Source organism: Streptomyces sp. TP-A0874, from assembly GCF_001748085.1.
Lineage (GTDB): Bacteria > Actinomycetota > Actinomycetes > Streptomycetales > Streptomycetaceae > Streptomyces.
Genome location: NZ_BBZK01000005.1, coordinates 361062 through 378350 on the forward strand (window position 1 = coordinate 361062; position 17289 = coordinate 378350).

Below are 17289 nucleotides of genomic sequence, written 5' to 3' on the forward strand. Positions count from 1 at the left end.
GCGGGACCTCGTCCGGCGGGCGTCAGATGTCGAGGAATCTGACGTCCTTGGCGTTGCGCTGGATGAACGAGCGCCGCGCCTCGACGTCCTCACCCATGAGCACCGAGAACAGGTCGTCGGCCTGGGCGGCGTCGTCCAGGCTGACCTGGCCCAGCACCCGGTGGTCCGCGTCCATGGTGGTGATCCGCAGTTCCTCGGCGTTCATCTCACCCAGGCCCTTGAACCGCTGCACCGAGTCGTCCCTGATCCGCTTGCCGTTCTCCCGGCCGAGGCGGATCAGCGCCTCCCGCTCCCGCTCGGAGTAGGCGTACTCCCAGTCGTCCCGACCCCACTTGATCTTGTAGAGCGGCGGGCGGGAGAGGTAGACGTGGCCCGCTTCGACCAGCGGCCGCATGAAGCGGAAGAGGAAGGTCAGCAGCAGGGTGTTGATGTGCTGGCCGTCGACATCGGCGTCCGCCATCAAGATGATCTTGTGGTACCGGAGTTTCTCGATGTCGAAGTCCTCGTGCACCCCGGTACCGAAGGCGGAGATCAGCGCCTGGACCTCCTGGTTCTGCAGGATCTTGTCGACCCGGGCCTTCTCCACGTTCAGGATCTTGCCGCGGATCGGCAGGATCGCCTGGTACTCCGGGTCCCGGCCGGACTTCGCCGAGCCGCCGGCGGAGTCGCCCTCGACGATGAAGATCTCGCACTTCGACGGGTCGTTGGACTGGCAGTCGCTGAGCTTGCCGGGCAACGAGGCCGACTCCAGCAGCCCCTTGCGCCGGGTCAGGTCCCGCGCCTTGCGCGCCGCCACCCGGGCCGTCGCCGCCTGGATGCCCTTGCGGATGATGTCCGCGGCCTCCTGGGGGTTGCGGTCCAGCCAGTCGGCGAGGTGCTCGTAAACGATCTTCTGGACGAAGGTCTTCGCCTCGGTGTTGCCGAGCTTGGTCTTCGTCTGCCCCTCGAACTGCGGCTCGCCCAGCTTCACCGAGATGATCGCCGTCAGCCCCTCCCGGATGTCCTCACCGGTGAGGTTGTCGTCCTTCTCCCGCAGCAGCTTCCGGTCCCGTGCGTAGCGGTTGATCAGGCCCGTCATGGCGGCCCGGAAACCCTCTTCGTGGGTACCGCCCTCATGCGTGTGGATGGTGTTGGCGAAGCTGTAGACACCCTCGGTGTACTGGGTGTTCCACTGCATCGCCACCTCGGCCGAGAGCATCCGCTCCTTGTCCTCGGCCTCGATCGCGATCACCGTCGGATGCACCAGCTCGCCCTTGCGGGAGTTCAGGTACTTCACGAAATCGACGATGCCGCCCTCGTAGCGGTAGCGGACGGCCAGCGGCCTGCCCTCGTCGTCGACGTGGTCGGGCCGCTCGTCGACCAGCGAGATCGCGAGGCCCTTGTTGAGGAAGGCCATCTCCTGGAAACGCCGGGAGAGGGTCTCGAAGGAGTAGTCCGTCGTCTCGAAGATCTCCGGGTCGGCCCAGAACGTCACGGTCGTACCGGTGGTGTCGACCTGCTCGTTCCGCGCCAGCGGAGCGGTAGGCACCCCGTGCTTGTACTCCTGCGTCCAGCGGTAGCCGTCCTGGGCGACCTCCACCGCGAGCCGCGAGGAAAGCGCGTTGACCACGGAGACGCCGACACCGTGCAGACCGCCGGAGACGGCGTAGCCGCCGCCGCCGAACTTCCCGCCCGCGTGCAGCACGGTCAGCACGACCTCCACGGCCGGCTTGTTCTCGGAGGGAACGATCCCCACCGGGATACCGCGGCCGTTGTCCCGGACCCGCACCCCGCCGTCGGCGAGGATGGTGACCTCGATCGTGTCCGCGTGACCGGCCATCGCCTCGTCGACCGAGTTGTCCACCACCTCTTGCACGAGGTGGTGGAGACCCCGTTCACCGGTCGAGCCGATGTACATGCCAGGTCGCTTACGCACCGCGTCCAGGCCTTCGAGCACGGTGATGGCGCTCGCGTCGTACGCCCCGTCGGCAGGGGGACCTTCGGCGGGGTCGGCGGCGACCGGCTCGGCGCGGTTATCGGTGATGTTCTCGTTGGGGTTGCCGGAATCGGCCACGAAGCGCCCTTTCTGGCACAGCACAAGCCGTCTCCGGGCATACGGGATCGGCTGCGTCGTTCGACATGTTCCGCGAGTGGGCGGGATTGCTACCAGTCTACCGGTACGGCTGACATAGATGGGCGTTTGCCGGTGCCTGAGTGCGCATGTGCGCTACTGAACTAGCGTCCACCGACTCCCCATATGCGGGGAAGGGCTCCAAGACGCTCACGACCGCCCTCAGCGCTTCCGGGCGTCAACCGTCCACGACAGAGAGCGACGCCTCCTGAGCCCCCTCCGTCACAGCCGGCCAACCAACCCTCACCGGACCATCCGGCCCCCGGCACACCCGCACGAACGGCGGCGGATTTCCGGCCTGGGCCCGCGCGCGGCGACGGCCGGACCGGACCGGACCGGACCGGCAGAGTCAACCGTAGGTGTCGCCGGGACCGGTGCTCCCCGGCGCCCGCAGCGCCCCGAAGCGGCGCGGCGGCCCCCCTGGCCCCAAAACCTTGATCAACTTCACCGTCTGCTGCCCCAGGTCAGCGTTGAGCCGGGCAAGCAGCTGCGGGGCCAGCAGCCGGAGCTGCGTCGCCCAAGCCGTCGAGTCGCAGCGCACCGTCAGCACCCGGGCGTCCTCGTCGAACCCCTGGGGCTCGCAGTGCTGCGCCACCTCCGGACCGACCAGCTGCGGCCAGCGGCCCAACACACCACCGACCGCCGCCGGCGTCTCCCAGCCGCGTTCGGTCATCAGGCGCTTGATCGCGGCCGACAGCGGCAGCGGATCCCGGCCGTCGGCGCGCGCACCCGAGCGCAGCCCACCGCGGCGGGCCTGCTTCTTCCGCTCGGCCGCCATCCCGTGGGCGCGCGCGCGTTCCTTCGCGGCACGCAGCGCCACCCGGGCCAGATCGACCCCGGAAGGCTCCGTCGCCGACGGCCCGGGCGTCCCGGGCTCGGCACGCGCCCCGCCCCCGCCCGACCCACCGGGCCGGGGCTGCTCCAGCCCCCCGGTCATACCGCCTGCCTCCGCACCGCTCCATCGGCCACCGTGTAGCGGACGCCGGCCAGCGGAGCGGGCACATCGTCCGCCACCGCCGCGGTGACCAGCACCTGCTCGCCCGGCGCGACCGACTCGGCCAGCCGCTCCCGACGCCTGGTGTCCAGCTCCGCGAAGACATCGTCGAGGATCAGCACCGGCTCATCGCCCTCGGTGCGCAGCAGCTCGTACGAGGCCAGCCGCAGCGCCAGCGCGTACGACCAGGACTCCCCATGGCTGGCATAGCCCTTCGCCGGCAGTTCGCCGAGCTTCAGCAGCAGGTCGTCGCGGTGCGGCCCGACGAGCGTCACACCGCGTTCGACCTCCTGTCTCCGCGCCTGCCCCAGTGCGTCGAGCACCCCCTGGTACAGCTCCGCACGCCGCCCCTCCCACCCCGGCTCGGGGGAACGCACCGCACCGTCCGACCCGCGGTACTCGAAGGAGACGGGACCGCCGCTGGGCGCGAGCTGCTCGTACGCCTTCTCGGCGAGCGGCCGCAGAGCCGCCAGCAGCTCGAACCGCGCGGCCAGCAGCTCGGCGGCCGCCTTCGCCAGGTGCTGGTCCCACACGTCCAGAGTGGACAGGTCCAGATTGCGCCCACCGTGCCGCCGGGCCATCGCGGCGCTCTTCAGCAGGGTGTTGCGTTGCTTGAGCACCCGGTCGTAGTCCGAGCGGACCCCGGCCATCCGCGGTGATCGGACGGTGATCAGCTCGTCCAGGAACCGGCGGCGCTCCCCCGGGTCGCCCTTCACCAGTGCGAGGTCCTCGGGGGCGAACAGCACCGTCCGCACGATGCCGAGCACATCGCGCGGCCTGACCTGGGAGGACCGGTTGATCCGCGCCCGGTTCGCCTTTCCCGGGTTGAGCTCGAGTTCGATCAGCTGCCGGCGGTCGTCCCGGACGACGGCGGCCCGGATGACCGCCCGCTCCGCGCCCATCCGCACCAGCGGAGCGTCCGAGGCCACCCGGTGGCTGCCGAGGGTGGCGAGGTAGCCGACGGCCTCGACGAGGTTGGTCTTGCCCTGGCCGTTCGGGCCGACGAGAGCGGTGACCCCCGGCTCCAGCTCGAGCTCGATCCGGGGGTAGGAGCGGAAGTCGGCGAGCGACAGGTGCTCTACGCGCATGGGGCCCGTCAACCGCCGACCGGTGGCGCGACGTCGGCCCCCGGCGCGTCGGCGCCCTTCTGGTCGCTCATCCCGCTGACCGCGTGGCCGCCGAACTGGTTGCGCAGCGCGGCGACCATCTTCATCGACGGAGAGTCGTCCTGGCGGGAGCTGAACCGGGCGAACAGCGAGGCGGTGATCGCGGGCAGCGGCACCGCGTGGTCGATGGCCGCCTCCACCGTCCAGCGGCCCTCGCCGGAGTCCTCCGCGAAGCCGCGGAGCGCACCGAGGTGCTCGTCGGCGTCCAGCGCCCGCACGGCCAGGTCGAGCAGCCAGGAGCGGATGACCGTGCCCTCCTGCCAGCTGCGGAAGACCTCGCGGACGTCCGTGACGGAGTCCACCGCCTCCAGCAGCTCCCAGCCCTCCGCGAGCGCCTGCATCATGGCGTACTCGATGCCGTTGTGGACCATCTTGGCGAAGTGCCCGGCGCCGACCTTGCCCGCGTGTACGGAGCCGAACTCCCCGGCCGGCTTGAGCGCGTCGAAGACCGGCTGCACCTTGGCGACATCCTCGTCGCTTCCGCCGTACATGATCGCGTAGCCGTTCTCCAGGCCCCAGACGCCTCCGGAGACACCGCAGTCGACGAAGCCGACGCCCTTGGCGGCGAGCTCCTCCGCGTGCTTCTCGTCGTCGGTCCACCGGGAGTTCCCACCGTCGACGACGACGTCCCCGGGGGAGAGCAGCCTGCCGAGGGCGTCGATGGTCGACTGGGTGGCAGCGCCGGCGGGCACCATGACCCAGACCACCCGCGGCCCCTCGAGCCTGCTCACCAGCTCCTCGAGGGAGCCGACGTCGGCCAGGTCGGGGTTGCGGTCGTATCCGACGACGGTGTGGCCGGCCCGGCGGATGCGCTCGCGCATGTTGCCGCCCATCTTGCCCAGGCCGACAAGACCGATCTCCATCAGTGTTCCTTTTCGACGTAACCGTGGCACTCCGCCCGAGCCTACGCTCACGCCGCCGTGCTCACCTGTGGGCTCACCCCGCTCATCCGCAGTGGAGTGAGGCGGTGGCTCGGGAGCCCCCTCCGTACGGAGGGCGGGGCGGCCGCGCCGAAGCGCGGGGCCCGGCCCGATACGCAGGGAGTGGGCCCCGGCCAGCGGGTGTTCCGGCCGATCGGCCGGTGTGTCCTCCGGGGCCGCACGGTCACCGGCCGTTGAGCTGCGCTCAGCCGCTCAGCCGCACCGGCATGATCAGGTACTTGTACGCCTCGTCCGCTTCGGCGTCCACGGCGGGTCGGCCGCTCAGCAGCGCCGGCTTGGTCGAGGTGGTGAAGGAGAGTTGGGCGACCGGTGAGTCGATCGCGCTGAGCCCCTCCAGCAGGAAGCCGGGGTTGAAGGCGATCGAGATGTCGTCGCCCTCCAGCTTGGCGTCGACCCTCTCCACAGCCTGTGCATCGTCGCTGGAGCCGGCCTCCAGCACCAGGACGCCCTGCTCGAAGCTGAGCCGTACCGGGGTGTTCCGCTCGGCCACCAGCGAGACCCGCTTGACCGCGTCCACGAAGGGCCCGGTCTCGATCACCGCGACGGAGTTGAACTCGGTCGGGAAGAGCGTCCGGTACTTCGGCAGATCGCCCTCGAGGAGGCGGGTGGTCGTACGGCGGCCGGCCCCTTCGAAGCCGATCAGCCCCTCGCCCGCGCCGGAGCCAGCCAGGGCGATGTTGACCGTGTCACCGCTGGTCAGCGACTTCGCGGTGTCGAGCAGGGTCTTGGCCGGCACCAGGGCCACCGCGGACACGTCCGCCGTCTCCGGCTTCCACAGGAACTCCCGGACCGCGAAGCGGTACCGGTCGGTGGCGGCCAGGGTGACGGTGTCGCCCTCGATCTCGATGCGGACACCGGTCAGCACCGGCAGCGTGTCGTCCCGGCCGGCGGCGATCGCGACCTGGGCGGCGGCGGATGCGAAGACGTCCCCCGGCACGGTGCCGGTGGCGGTCGGCATCTCGGGGAGCGCCGGGTACTCCTCAACCGGCAGCGTGTGGAGGGTGAACCGGGAGGAGCCGCAGAGGACGGTCACCCGCACCCCGTCGCTGGAGATCTCCACCGGACGGTTGGGCAGGGCACGGCAGATGTCGGCGAGGAGACGGCCAGAGACCAGCACATCGCCGTCCTCCTCCACATCGGCCTCCACGGACACCCGGGCCGAGACCTCGTAGTCGAAGCCGGAGAGGCTCAGCGAGCTCTCCTCGGCCTTCAGCAGCAGGCCTGCGAGGACCGGCACCGGGGGACGGGCCGGAAGGCTGCGCGCTGCCCAGGCCACCGCCTCCGCGAGTACGTCGCGCTCCACCCGGATCTTCACCGGAACCGCCTCCTGCTGCTGTCGCTCGCCCTGCTGGCCTTCTTCGTCGGCTGTGTGCCGGGGACCAGTCTGACGCACGGCACCGACAGTCGGCGCGGTTCGGGGTCAAGTCGAGGCGCGGCGACCGAGCGCCTTGAGGGCGAGTTGTGCACAGGCCCCACTTCGAAACGCGTTCCGGGCTATCTCTAGGTGGTCGTAGTAGTAGGGCCTGTGGAAACCGTGGACAACTGACTTCATGCAGGTCAACACCGGTTTTTTATCCACCGGGCCTGTGGGCGGAGACGGTGGATAACTAGCTGACGCTGTGGACAGCGAAAAGTTCTACACAGGCGAGGGCGACTTCTCCCCAGCCTCGTCCCCAGCTTTACCCAAGTTCTCCCCAGCCCAACCCACCACATCAGTGTGACGGCTTTCACTCTCGGAGGTGACGCCGTGTGTTGTGTTGCCGAACAGTGGACAGGGCTGTGGAGAACCTGTGCACAACTGCCCTTTTCCTGTGGGTAGTCGGTGGACAACACTCGCGGCGCTGAAACCGGAGTCGACTGTCCACAACCTGTGGAGGACGGTTGCCAACATTTCCCCAGCCGGTTGACCTCGAAGGTCAACTTGGTGACAGGGGTGTCTGTGGACAGCCTATGGATAACTCGGCGGTCCCCAGGGTGTGGATGGCCCTGATGGGCCAAACCTGTGGAGAAGCCGAGGTGAGAGCCAGGTAATCGAACAGCTGGGAAGAGCGCCCGCGGCCCCGCCGGGGCGTGGGGAAACGCCGAGGCGGCGGAGACGCACGCTGGGGAGTGCCCTCAGCCGCTGCGGAACGAGCGCTCCGGGGCCGCGCCGGATCGACTGTGGGATCGGGCCGCGCCCGGAGATGCGGTGATGACCCCCGAGAGGGGGCCCTTGATCGCACCCGAGGGCGCTCTGGCCAATCGTGCGGCGGCGTGCTGGCGGACACGCCCGACCGGCCCGGAGAAGGCGACAGAGGCTCCGGGCAGCAGGGCGCGCCGGGTGGGTCCGGGGCGGCTCAGCCGTTCTTGATGCGGTTGGTGAGCTCGGTGACCTGGTTGTAGATGGAGCGCCGCTCGGCCATCAGAGCTCGGATCTTGCGGTCGGCGTGCATCACCGTGGTGTGGTCGCGACCGCCGAACTGCGCGCCGATCTTCGGCAGGGAGAGATCGGTCAGCTCCCGGCAGAGGTACATCGCGATCTGCCGGGCGGTGACCAGCACCCGGCTGCGTGAGGAGCCGCACAGGTCCTCGACGGTGAGCCCGAAGTACTGGGCGGTCTCCGCCATGATCGCGGTCGTGGTGATCTCCGGAGCGGCGTCCTCACCGCCGGGGATCAGGTCCTTGAGCACGATCTCGGTCAGGCCGAGGTCCACCGGCTGTCGGTTGAGGCTGGCGAAGGCGGTGACCCGGATCAGCGCGCCCTCCAGCTCCCGGATGTTGCGGGAGATGCGCGAGGCGATGAACTCCAGCACCTCGGGAGGCGCGTTGAGCTGCTCCTGCACCGCCTTCTTCCGCAGGATCGCGATCCGCGTCTCCAGCTCCGGCGGCTGGACGTCGGTGATCAGACCCCACTCGAAGCGGTTGCGGAGCCGGTCCTCCAGGGTCACCAGCTGCTTGGGGGGCCGGTCGGAGGAGAGCACGATCTGCTTGTTGGCGTTGTGCAGCGTGTTGAAGGTGTGGAAGAACTCCTCCTGCGTCGACTCCTTGCTCGCCAGGAACTGGACGTCGTCCACCAGCAGGATGTCCATGTCGCGGTAGCGCTTCCGGAAGGCGTCCGCCTTGCCGTCCCGGATGGAGTTGATGAACTCGTTGGTGAACTCCTCCGAGCTCACGTAACGCACCCGGGTGCCCGGGTAGAGACTGCGCGCGTAGTGGCCGATGGCGTGCAGCAGGTGGGTCTTCCCCAACCCCGACTCCCCGTAGATGAACAGCGGGTTGTAGGCCTTCGCCGGGGCCTCGGCGACCGCGACCGCCGCGGCGTGGGCGAAGCGGTTGGAGGCGCCGATGACGAAGGTGTCGAAGAGGTACTTCGGATTCAGCCGGGCGGTCGGCTCACCGGGCCCGGTCGCCGGGGCAGGCTGCGCGGCGAGTGGACCGGGGGCGCCGCTGGGGGCGGGTAGCCGGCTTCCGGGCACCCCGGGCCCTGTCCCGGACTCGCCCTGGTCGGCCTGCTCACCGGGCAGCCGGGAGGAGCGCTGCTCCGGCAGGTCCGCGAGGTGGTGCTGGTAGGGCGAACGGTCGGTGCCGGAGCGGTAGTCGCCCTGGGGCGGCAGCCCCGGAGGCCGGTGCTCCTCGTAGCGCTGGGACGATCCCTGGCCGTGTGTGGGGTGCGGCGGCCCGCCGTGGCCGGCGGGGTTCTGCGCCGGGGCGCCCGGGCCGCGCGGCGAGGCATAGGGGTCGTGCTCGGCGTACCCGCCGGCCGGCGGTTGCTGCCAGCCGTACTCGTGCGTGGTGGGCCAGGACCCGGGGTCGGGGCGGTCCCGGTGGTACTCCGGGTACGCGGGGCGGGCCACCGGAAGACCCTCCGCCCACGGGGCGTGACCGGTGCGGCCGGCGTCACCCGGCGGCTCGGCGGGCCGCTGCTGGTGCGGGACCGGGCCGGGGGCGGGCTCAGGAGCCGGGGCGGCGGGGGGTTCGGTAGCCGCCGGGCTGACCGTCACGGCGAGCCGGATCGGCTGGTTGCACGCTCGGCTCAGCGCCTCGCTGATCAGCGGGGACAGCCGGCCTTCGAGCACCCCCTTGGCGTACTCGTTCGGCACCGAGAGCACCGCGGTGCCGGCGACCAGCACCAGCGGCTGGCAGTCCCGCAGCCAGCGCCGGTCCTTCGCCTCGATCTCCTGGCCGCCGTCGCCTAGAAGCTGATCGAGCACGCGTGGCCACACTGCGGCAAGATCGGTGGGTACATCGGCCACAGGCACGCTCTCTCACTCGCTGGGTGTGATGATGCCGAATGTCCCACGAATGCGTGACTCTCGGGACGGGCGGGAAGAATGCGGAGTTCCGCCACGGTAGTCAGGGCGAGGTGTGCGGTTCAAGTCGTTGTCCACAGGGTGTGCACAGTCGACGCACCGAGTGTGCCCGGGTCTCCCGCGGGCGGGAGCGCCGGGGTGCGCGGAGGGAACGGGGACCGCTCCTCGCGGTGGCCGTCTCCGGCGGAGGGTCGGGGCCGGTCAACTCGGGGCCCGGAGCGGGTTTGACCAGAAGACTCGCCCGCGCGTACCGTGTCGAGGTCGAGTGTCGTGGCTGCTGCCGCCTGCCTCCGATGGGCAAGATCGCTCCCAGTGGTCGATCAGCGGTGCACTCGGGCGTATGCGAGCTTCTCGTGGGCGCACGGTGACAGCCAGGCGACTCGCACCGAATCCTCAGTCTCGAGTCTTTCTGGAGCCCCCGAGTGAGCAAGCGCACCTTCCAGCCGAACAATCGTCGTCGTGCGAAGACCCACGGCTTCCGGCTGCGCATGCGGACCCGCGCCGGCCGTGCCATCCTGGCGACCCGCCGCAGCAAGGGCCGCTCGCGCCTGTCGGCCTGAGCAGCCCGGTCACAGGGTCCATGCCGTGCTGCCCACCGAGAACCGGCTGAGGCGGCGCGAGGACTTCGCGGCCGCGGTACGACGAGGACGCAGGGCCGGACGCCCGCTCCTCGTAGTGCACCTCCGCAGTGGATCTGCGAGCCCGCACGGGGCAGGGGAGGGTTCTCCCCCGGTCCGTGCGGGTTTCGTCGTCAGCAAGGCCGTCGGCGGAGCCGTCACCCGTAACCTGGTGAAGCGGAGGCTGCGCCAGCTCATACGCGAGCGGTTGGTTTTGCTGCCCCCCGGTAGCCTGGTTGTCGTAAGGGCGCTGCCCGGAGCCGGCGAGGCCGGCCACGATCAGTTGGCCCGTGATCTCGATGCCGCGCTTCGGCGGCTGCTGGGCGGGGTGCCCCCGAAAGCCCCTCCGGCGAAGCCAGAGGAAGAAGCCGAGGGGAGGGCACCCCGATGAAATACCCACTGATGTGGTTGATCAAGCTCTACCAGTGGACGATCAGTCCGCTGCTCGGGCCGGTGTGCCGGTACTACCCGTCGTGTTCGCACTACGGCTACCAGGCCATCCACCGACATGGCGCGGTCAAGGGGACGGCGCTGACCGCCTGGCGCCTGCTGCGCTGTAATCCGTGGTCGCCCGGTGGCGTCGACCACGTTCCTCCCCGGAAGCATCCGGTCTGGCACCGACGTCTGCGGAATCTGTGGAGTGCTCACTCCGCCGATGCGCCGACGGGACAGTCAGAGCCCCAGCCCAATGCCCAAGGAGCCTGATTAGTGGACACGGTCCTCGGCCCTCTCTATATCGTAGTTTCCTGGATCATCGTCCAGTTCCATTCGCTGTACAGCCTTGTCTTCGACAAGAACAGCGGCTGGGCCTGGGGTCTGTCCATCGTGTCGCTGGTGGTCCTGATCCGCATCTGCCTGATCCCGCTCTTCGTGAAGCAGATCAAGGCGACGCGGAACATGCAGGTGCTCCAGCCACGGATGAAGGCCATCCAGGAGCGTTACAAGAACGACAAGCAGCGCCAGTCCGAAGAGATGATGAAGCTCTACAAGGAGACGGGCACCAACCCGCTCTCGAGCTGTCTTCCGATCCTGGCGCAGTCGCCGTTCTTCATCGCCCTGTACCAGGTCCTGAACCACATCGCCCGAGGGCAGCGCGTGGGCGTCATGGACCAGGCCCTGGTCGACAGCGCTCGGAACGCCCACATCTTCGGTGCTCCGCTCTCGGTCAAGTTCATGGACAGCGCCGCCAAGGTGGAGAGCCTCGGAGCGACGCTGACCGATGTGCGGATGGTCACGGTCATCATGATCGTGCTGATGTCCGCCTCGCAGTTCTACACGCAGCGCCAGCTGATGACCAAGAACGTCGACCTGACGGTGAAGACGCCGTTCATGCAGCAGCAGAAGATGCTGATGTACGTCTTCCCGATCATGTTCGCCGTCTTCGGTATCAACTTCCCGGTCGGTGTCCTCGTCTACTGGCTGACCACCAACGTGTGGACCATGGGCCAGCAGATGTACGTGATCCACCGGAACCCCACTCCGGGCAGCCTCGCCTTCAAGCAGCGCCAGGAGCGGCTGCGGGCCAAGGGCAAGCTGAAGGAGGACCCGGAGGAGGTCAAGGCCAGGGAGGCCGTCGAGGAGGCGCGCGCCAAGCGGCAGCAGCCCAAGCGGCAGAGCAAGTCCCGGCGCTCGGGCGGTGCGCCGCAGGCGCAGGGGGCCAAGGCGCCGTCCCAGGCCAAGCGCTCCCGAGCGACCGCCAACTCCGGCAAGGAGAAGCCGGTGGACCAGCCGCAGGAGTCCAAGCCGAAACCGGGCGGCTCCTCCTCTTCCAGCAACGGCAAGCCCGGGCAGCGCAAGGGCCAGCAGCGGCCCAAGCACCCGTCCAAGAAGTAAGGAGCCTCCAGTGACGGAAGGCACGCCCGCTCTCGCGCCCGAGGTGGACGACACCCCGGAGGACACGGGGGGTGACACTCTGACCCGCCTTGAGCAGGAAGGGGAGATCGCAGCTGACTACCTCGAGGGGCTGCTGGACATCGCGGACCTCGACGGCGACATCGACATGGACGTCGAGGCCGATCGGGCCTCCGTCTCGATCATCAGCGAGTCCACCAGCCGCGATCTGCAGAAGCTGGTGGGCCGGGACGGCGAGGTGCTGGAGGCCCTCCAGGAGCTGACCCGGCTGGCGGTGCACCGGGAGACCGGCGATCGCAGCAGGCTCATGCTGGACGTCGCCGGCTTCCGGGCCCGCAAGCGCCAGGAGCTCTCGCTGCTCGGCGCCAAGGCGGCGGACGAGGCGAAGAGCAGCGGTGAACCGGTCAAGCTGAAGCCGATGACGCCCTTCGAGCGCAAGGTCGTCCACGACGCGGTGGCGGCGGCGGGCCTGCGGAGCGAGTCCGAGGGCGAGGAGCCCCAGCGCTGCGTCGTGGTGCTCCCCGACTGACCCGTCACACGGACCGCGGTGGGCCTGGTTCCTCCCGGCAGCGCACTCCCCCGGCCGACCGGGGGAGGCCGCACCACCCGCGGTGACCGGTGGGACAGACCCAGCGGTTCGGAGCCCCGGCCGGCAGACCGGTGCGGTGGCTCCTCTGATCACCCCGGCCCCGTCTGTTGCACAGACGGGGCCGAACCTTTCCAAGCTGACCGACGGTCCAACAGGTGCGACAGTCCGGCACAGCCCGAGCCCGAGGAAGGAAGGTTCAGATGACGGAGGAAGCAGAGCTCCCCCCGCCTCCGCCAGAAGCAGAGACGGTGTTCGGTGATGCTCTTCCGGCCGCCATACGCTACGCCGAGCTACTGGCCGAGGCCGGCGTGCGGCGGGGGCTCATCGGGCCGCGCGAGGTGCCGCGGCTGTGGGGACGGCACATGCTGAACTGCGCCGTGCTGACCGAGGCGGTGCCCGAGTCGGTGACGGTCTGCGATGTGGGATCGGGGGCCGGACTACCGGGAATTCCCTTGGCGCTGGTACGGCCCGACCTGGAGATCACTCTGCTGGAGCCGCTACTGCGGCGCACCACCTTCCTGCAGGAGGTGGTGGACCTGCTGGGGCTGGAGCATGTGACCGTGGTACGGGGCCGGGCCGAGGAGATGCTCGGCAAGCTGCGTCCGGTGCACGTGGTGACCGCCCGCGCGGTGGCGCCGCTGGATCGGCTCGCCGGCTGGGGGGTGCCGCTGCTCCGACCGTACGGTGAGATGCTGGCGCTGAAGGGGGACACGGCCGAGCAGGAGCTCCGGAGCGCCAGGGCCGCGCTCAGCAAGCTTGGGGCGGTGCGGAGCTCGGTCTTCCAGGTGGGCGTGGGCACGGTGGATCCGCCCTCCACGGTGGTGCGCGTGGAGGTGGGCGAGAGCCCCGGTGGTGTTCGCTTCGCGGCCAAGCGGGCCCGAGCCGCGCGGGCGAGCCGTTCGCGAGGCCGCCGCTGATGGTCGGGGGAGCCGCTCTTACTCGCCGCTCCCCAGGAGGCTGACCCTGCGGCGCGGGTGACGGGAACCCGGCCCGCGCCGTGTCGACTCGTACCGTCCAGGGCGCCGGGCCCGCGGTGAGTTGCTCCATACAAGCCAGCCCACCGAGTCCGCCGGAGTGTCGTGGCCCGGTAGAGCTCCGCAGTGTGCATCGTGTTTCACGTGAAACGTCGCTCCAGGTTGCAGGGAATCATCGGCCGCAGCCGTGCGGTCGCGGCCTCACCCGGCCGCACCGCCTCTTCTCGCAAGGCGGGCCGGGCCACTCGAGCAGCGCCTTCCACAGTGGAATCATCCACAGGAGAGCGGGCCTCAGTGGTTCCCGACCCCCAAAGCATGGCAGGCTCTGGTCATTGCGAGTCTGAAGTCGAGGAGAGTGAGTCCTTGCGGTCCGACGCCAACTTCGCGGGACCGATGGCCGATCCGGTCCCCGGTCCCCGCGCCGCTGAGCCCAACCGGGGGGTGTCCCCGGGGCCGCCGTACCCCGGGGAAGACGTTTCACGTGAAACGCCGGCCCCGATGGATGACGCCCCGATCGGCCAGGGCGGCCAACCGTCGGCGACTGCCGTGGGGCGCAGGGGTGAGGCCCTGCCGAGACCTGAGCGGACGCGGGTCTTCGTCGTCGCCAACCAGAAGGGCGGTGTGGGCAAGACCACCACGACGGTCAACGTGGCCGCCTCGCTGGCCCTGCACGGGGCTCGGGTGCTCGTTATCGACCTCGACCCGCAGGGCAACGCCTCGACGGCCCTGGGGATCGATCACCATGCCGAAGTGCCCTCGATCTACGACGTGTTGATCGAGAGCAAGTCCCTGTCTGAGATCGTCCAGCCGGTGCCGGATGTGGAAGGCCTCTTCTGCGCCCCGGCCACCATCGACCTGGCCGGGGCCGAGATCGAACTCGTCTCTCTTGTGGCGCGGGAGAGCCGGCTGTCCCGGGCGATCGAGTCCTACGAGCAGCCGCTGGACTACATCCTGATCGACTGCCCCCCGTCGCTGGGCCTCCTCACCGTCAACGCGTTGGTGGCGGGCGCCGAAGTGTTGATCCCCATCCAGTGTGAGTACTACGCGCTGGAGGGCCTCGGGCAGCTCCTACGGAACGTCGAGTTGGTCCGCGGTCACCTCAACCCCAAGCTCCACGTCTCGACGATCCTGCTCACGATGTACGACGGCCGTACTCGACTGGCCTCCCAGGTGGCGGAAGAGGTCCGCTCCCACTTCACCAACGAGGTGCTGCGTACGAGCATCCCGCGCTCGGTCCGCATCTCCGAAGCGCCCAGCTACGGACAGACGGTGCTCACCTACGATCCGAACTCGAGCGGATCGCTCTCCTACCTGGAGGCGGCGAAGGAGATCGCGCTCCGGGGGGTCGACGTGAACTACACCGGGCAACACGCTCCGGCGATCAACCCGCAGGAGCAGCAGCACATCTCGGAGGGGACCCAGTGACAGAACGACGTAGAGGCCTGGGGCGAGGACTCGGGGCGTTGATTCCGGCGGCTCCGCAGGGGGCGGAGCAGACCGGCGCCACGGTGGCCATAACGGGCAAGACCTCTCCTGCGGCGATGCCGGTTCTCTCCCCTGACTCGAGTCGGGGTGTGGCGGCCGCCAAGGTGGCCGGGCTGCCGCAGAGCGACGTTCCGCCGGAGGCGGATGACGGTGTGCCGCCGGAGGCGGAGTTCTGGGTGGCCGGGGAGGAACCGGCCGGGGCGCACTTCGCGGAGCTCCCGCTGGATTCGATCACCCCGAATCCACGTCAGCCGCGAGAGGTCTTCGATGAGGACGCCCTGGCGGAGCTGATCACCTCCATCCAGGAGGTCGGCCTCCTGCAGCCGGTCGTGGTCCGGCAGTTGGGCGCGGACCGCTATGAGCTGATCATGGGCGAGCGGCGGTGGCGCGCTTGCCGCGAGGCGGGGCTGGAGAGGATTCCGGCGATCGTCCGTGCCACGGACGACGAGAAGCTGCTGTTGGACGCGTTGTTGGAGAACCTCCACCGGGCGCAGTTGAACCCGCTGGAGGAGGCCGCCGCCTACGATCAGCTGCTCAAGGACTTCGAGTGCACACATGACCAGTTGGCGGACCGCATCGGGCGCTCCCGCCCCCAGGTTTCGAACACGCTCCGACTGCTGAAGCTCTCCCCTTCCGTGCAGCGCCGGGTGGCGGCCGGTGTGCTCTCGGCCGGGCACGCACGGGCTCTGCTGTCGGTTGAGGACGCCGAGGAGCAGGACCGGATCGCTCACCGCATCGTGGCGGAGGGGCTCTCCGTACGGGCTGTCGAGGAAATCGTGATGCTGGCGGGCACCCAGCAGCAGTCGACCCGGAAGACGAGGGGGCCGCGAGCCGGCCGGCGGGTCTCTCCCGTGCTGACCGAGCTGGCATCACGGCTTTCCGACCGCTTCGAAACCCGGGTGAAGGTGGATCTGGGTCAGAAGAAGGGGAAGATCGTCGTCGAGTTCGCCTCGATGGGGGATCTGGAGCGGATCCTGGAGATGTTGGCTCCGGAGGAGGGGCAGATCCTTGACTCGGATCTCGGCGAAGAGGATGAGGAAGACGGCGTGGAGTGATCCAGCCGGATCCTGAACTCCGGGGTGGGCTGAGCCGGCTGGCGCAGCCCACCCCAGGTCTTTTCCGGGACGGTACCCCTCGGTGTGGAACGCTCTCGGGGCCGGGCTCGGAGAACGACGCAGCGGGGGAGGAAGTGAGGGTTCATGGGGCGTCGACTCGTACCGCTCACGCTGGACAACCTTCCCGAGCTGCCGGGGTGGTGCCGCTCCTGCGTCTTCTGGGAGCTGGATCCCGTCAGTGGCGAGGCAGCGGTCAAGGCGGGGCGGCCGGAGGTGGAGAAGGAAGCGTGGATCTCAGCCGTACTGCTGGAGTGGGGTTCTTGCGGTCGCTTGGTCTACGTCGACGAAGTAGCCGTCGGTTACATGCTGTACGCGCCGCCGGCGTATGTGCCCAGGTCCACGGCCTTCCCCACCAGTCCTGTCGCAACGGACGCCGTTCAGCTGATGACCGCGTGGACGATGCCGGGGTACCGGGGACAGGGGCTGGGGCGGATGTTGGTGCAGGGGGTGGCCAAGGATCTGCTCGGGCGCGGGGTCCGTGCCATCGAAGCGTTCGGGGACGCACGCCGAACGAAGATGACGTGTGTACTGCCGGTGGATTACCTGTTGGCGGTCGGGTTCAAGACCGTGCGCCCGCACCACCGGTACCCCAGGCTCAGACTGGAGTTGCGGACCACCTTCTCCTGGAAGGAGGACGTGGAGATGGCGCTGGACCGACTGCTGGGTGCGGTGCAGAAGGAACCCACTCTGCGGCCGCTCTGAGGTATCGAGAGGTAGTGGTGAGGGAGAGTCCCGGTGGACTCCGGAGGTGTTTCACGTGAAACCGGGCCCGCCCCCTGAAGGGGCGGGCCCGGTTTCACGTGAAACAGTCGACGGTCAGCCGATGAACTCTTCGAGCTCCCGCTCGATCGCGGCCTTCGGCTTGGCTCCGACGATCGTCTTGGCGACCTCACCGTTGGTGTAGACGTGCAGAGTCGGGATCGACATCACGCCGTACTTGGCGGCGGTCGACGGGTTCTCGTCGATGTTCAACTTGACGATCTCGATCTTCTCGCCGTGCTCCTCAGCGATCTTCTCCAGGGAAGGAGCGATCTGGCGGCAGGGGCCGCACCAGGCGGCCCAGAAGTCGACGAGCACGGGCTTGTCGCTCTTCAGGACGTCCTTTTCGAAGGAGGCGTCTGTCACTTGCTTGAGGGCGCCGGCCATGGCGGTCTCCTT

The 17289-nt window shown here is 69.3% G+C and carries 16 protein-coding genes; 9 read left to right on the forward strand and 7 right to left on the reverse strand.

Annotated elements, in window-relative coordinates; genetic code table 11:
• Positions 1-22: 22 nt before the first annotated feature.
• From gyrB to dnaA, 6 genes are all read right to left on the reverse strand, one after another.
• Positions 23-2077, reverse strand: coding sequence for a DNA topoisomerase (ATP-hydrolyzing) subunit B (gene gyrB, locus BGP73_RS09200; RefSeq protein ID WP_069813586.1), 2055 nt, complete (start codon positions 2075-2077; stop codon positions 23-25).
• 382 nt (positions 2078-2459) lie between these two features.
• Positions 2460-3047, reverse strand: coding sequence for a DUF721 domain-containing protein (locus BGP73_RS09205; protein WP_079127367.1), 588 nt, complete (start codon positions 3045-3047; stop codon positions 2460-2462).
• Positions 3044-4192, reverse strand: coding sequence for a DNA replication/repair protein RecF (gene recF / locus BGP73_RS09210; protein ID WP_069813587.1), 1149 nt, complete (start codon positions 4190-4192; stop codon positions 3044-3046). The genes BGP73_RS09205 and recF overlap by 4 nt, the downstream gene beginning before the upstream one ends.
• Before the next feature lie 8 nt (positions 4193-4200).
• Positions 4201-5133 (reverse strand): phosphogluconate dehydrogenase (NAD(+)-dependent, decarboxylating), encoded by a 933-nt coding sequence (gene gnd, locus BGP73_RS09215; protein WP_069813589.1) that lies wholly within the window; start codon positions 5131-5133, stop codon positions 4201-4203.
• A 262-nt stretch (positions 5134-5395) separates the two neighbouring features.
• Positions 5396-6526 carry a DNA polymerase III subunit beta gene (gene dnaN, locus BGP73_RS09220; RefSeq protein ID WP_069813591.1) on the reverse strand — a complete coding sequence of 377 codons (1131 nt, stop codon included), beginning with the start codon at positions 6524-6526 and terminating at the stop codon, positions 5396-5398.
• Between the two features lie 1021 nt (positions 6527-7547).
• Complete coding sequence (gene dnaA, locus BGP73_RS09225; RefSeq protein WP_374701133.1) at positions 7548-9449, reverse strand: chromosomal replication initiator protein DnaA; 1902 nt, start codon at positions 9447-9449, stop codon at positions 7548-7550.
• Positions 9450-9922: 473 nt separating this feature from the next.
• Between dnaA and rpmH the strand changes: the two genes are divergently transcribed.
• The 9 genes from rpmH (at position 9923) to BGP73_RS09260 (ending at position 16833) form a co-directional block, all read left to right on the forward strand.
• On the forward strand, positions 9923-10060 hold the full coding sequence (rpmH, locus tag BGP73_RS09230; RefSeq protein ID WP_069813595.1) for a 50S ribosomal protein L34: 138 nt from the start codon (positions 9923-9925) through the stop codon (positions 10058-10060).
• Positions 10061-10085: 25 nt separating this feature from the next.
• Positions 10086-10508 (forward strand): ribonuclease P protein component, encoded by a 423-nt coding sequence (gene rnpA / locus BGP73_RS21980; RefSeq protein ID WP_079127369.1) that lies wholly within the window; start codon positions 10086-10088, stop codon positions 10506-10508.
• Positions 10505-10822 (forward strand): membrane protein insertion efficiency factor YidD, encoded by a 318-nt coding sequence (yidD, locus tag BGP73_RS21985; RefSeq protein WP_079127370.1) that lies wholly within the window; start codon positions 10505-10507, stop codon positions 10820-10822. Before rnpA ends, yidD begins: the two co-directional genes overlap by 4 nt.
• A gap of 3 nt (positions 10823-10825) precedes the next feature.
• Complete coding sequence (gene yidC, locus BGP73_RS09235) at positions 10826-11950, forward strand: membrane protein insertase YidC (protein ID WP_069813597.1); 1125 nt, start codon at positions 10826-10828, stop codon at positions 11948-11950.
• Between the two features lie 10 nt (positions 11951-11960).
• On the forward strand, positions 11961-12497 hold the full coding sequence (locus tag BGP73_RS09240) for a Jag family protein (RefSeq protein WP_069813599.1): 537 nt from the start codon (positions 11961-11963) through the stop codon (positions 12495-12497).
• A 260-nt stretch (positions 12498-12757) separates the two neighbouring features.
• The gene (gene rsmG, locus BGP73_RS09245) at positions 12758-13474 is read left to right on the forward strand and encodes a 16S rRNA (guanine(527)-N(7))-methyltransferase RsmG (RefSeq protein ID WP_069813601.1); all 717 of its coding nucleotides are present in this window, start codon (positions 12758-12760) and stop codon (positions 13472-13474) included.
• A gap of 372 nt (positions 13475-13846) precedes the next feature.
• The gene (locus BGP73_RS09250) at positions 13847-14956 is read left to right on the forward strand and encodes a ParA family protein (RefSeq protein ID WP_079127371.1); all 1110 of its coding nucleotides are present in this window, start codon (positions 13847-13849) and stop codon (positions 14954-14956) included.
• Entirely contained in the window at positions 14953-16071 is a 1119-nt protein-coding gene (locus BGP73_RS09255; RefSeq protein WP_079127372.1) for a ParB/RepB/Spo0J family partition protein, read from the forward strand. Before BGP73_RS09250 ends, BGP73_RS09255 begins: the two co-directional genes overlap by 4 nt.
• 144 nt (positions 16072-16215) lie before the next feature.
• Complete coding sequence (locus BGP73_RS09260) at positions 16216-16833, forward strand: GNAT family N-acetyltransferase (RefSeq protein WP_069813608.1); 618 nt, start codon at positions 16216-16218, stop codon at positions 16831-16833.
• A gap of 114 nt (positions 16834-16947) precedes the next feature.
• On the opposite strand, the gene trxA is transcribed toward BGP73_RS09260, so the two are convergent.
• Entirely contained in the window at positions 16948-17277 is a 330-nt protein-coding gene (gene trxA, locus BGP73_RS09265; protein WP_069813610.1) for a thioredoxin, read from the reverse strand.
• Positions 17278-17289 lie beyond the last annotated feature (12 nt).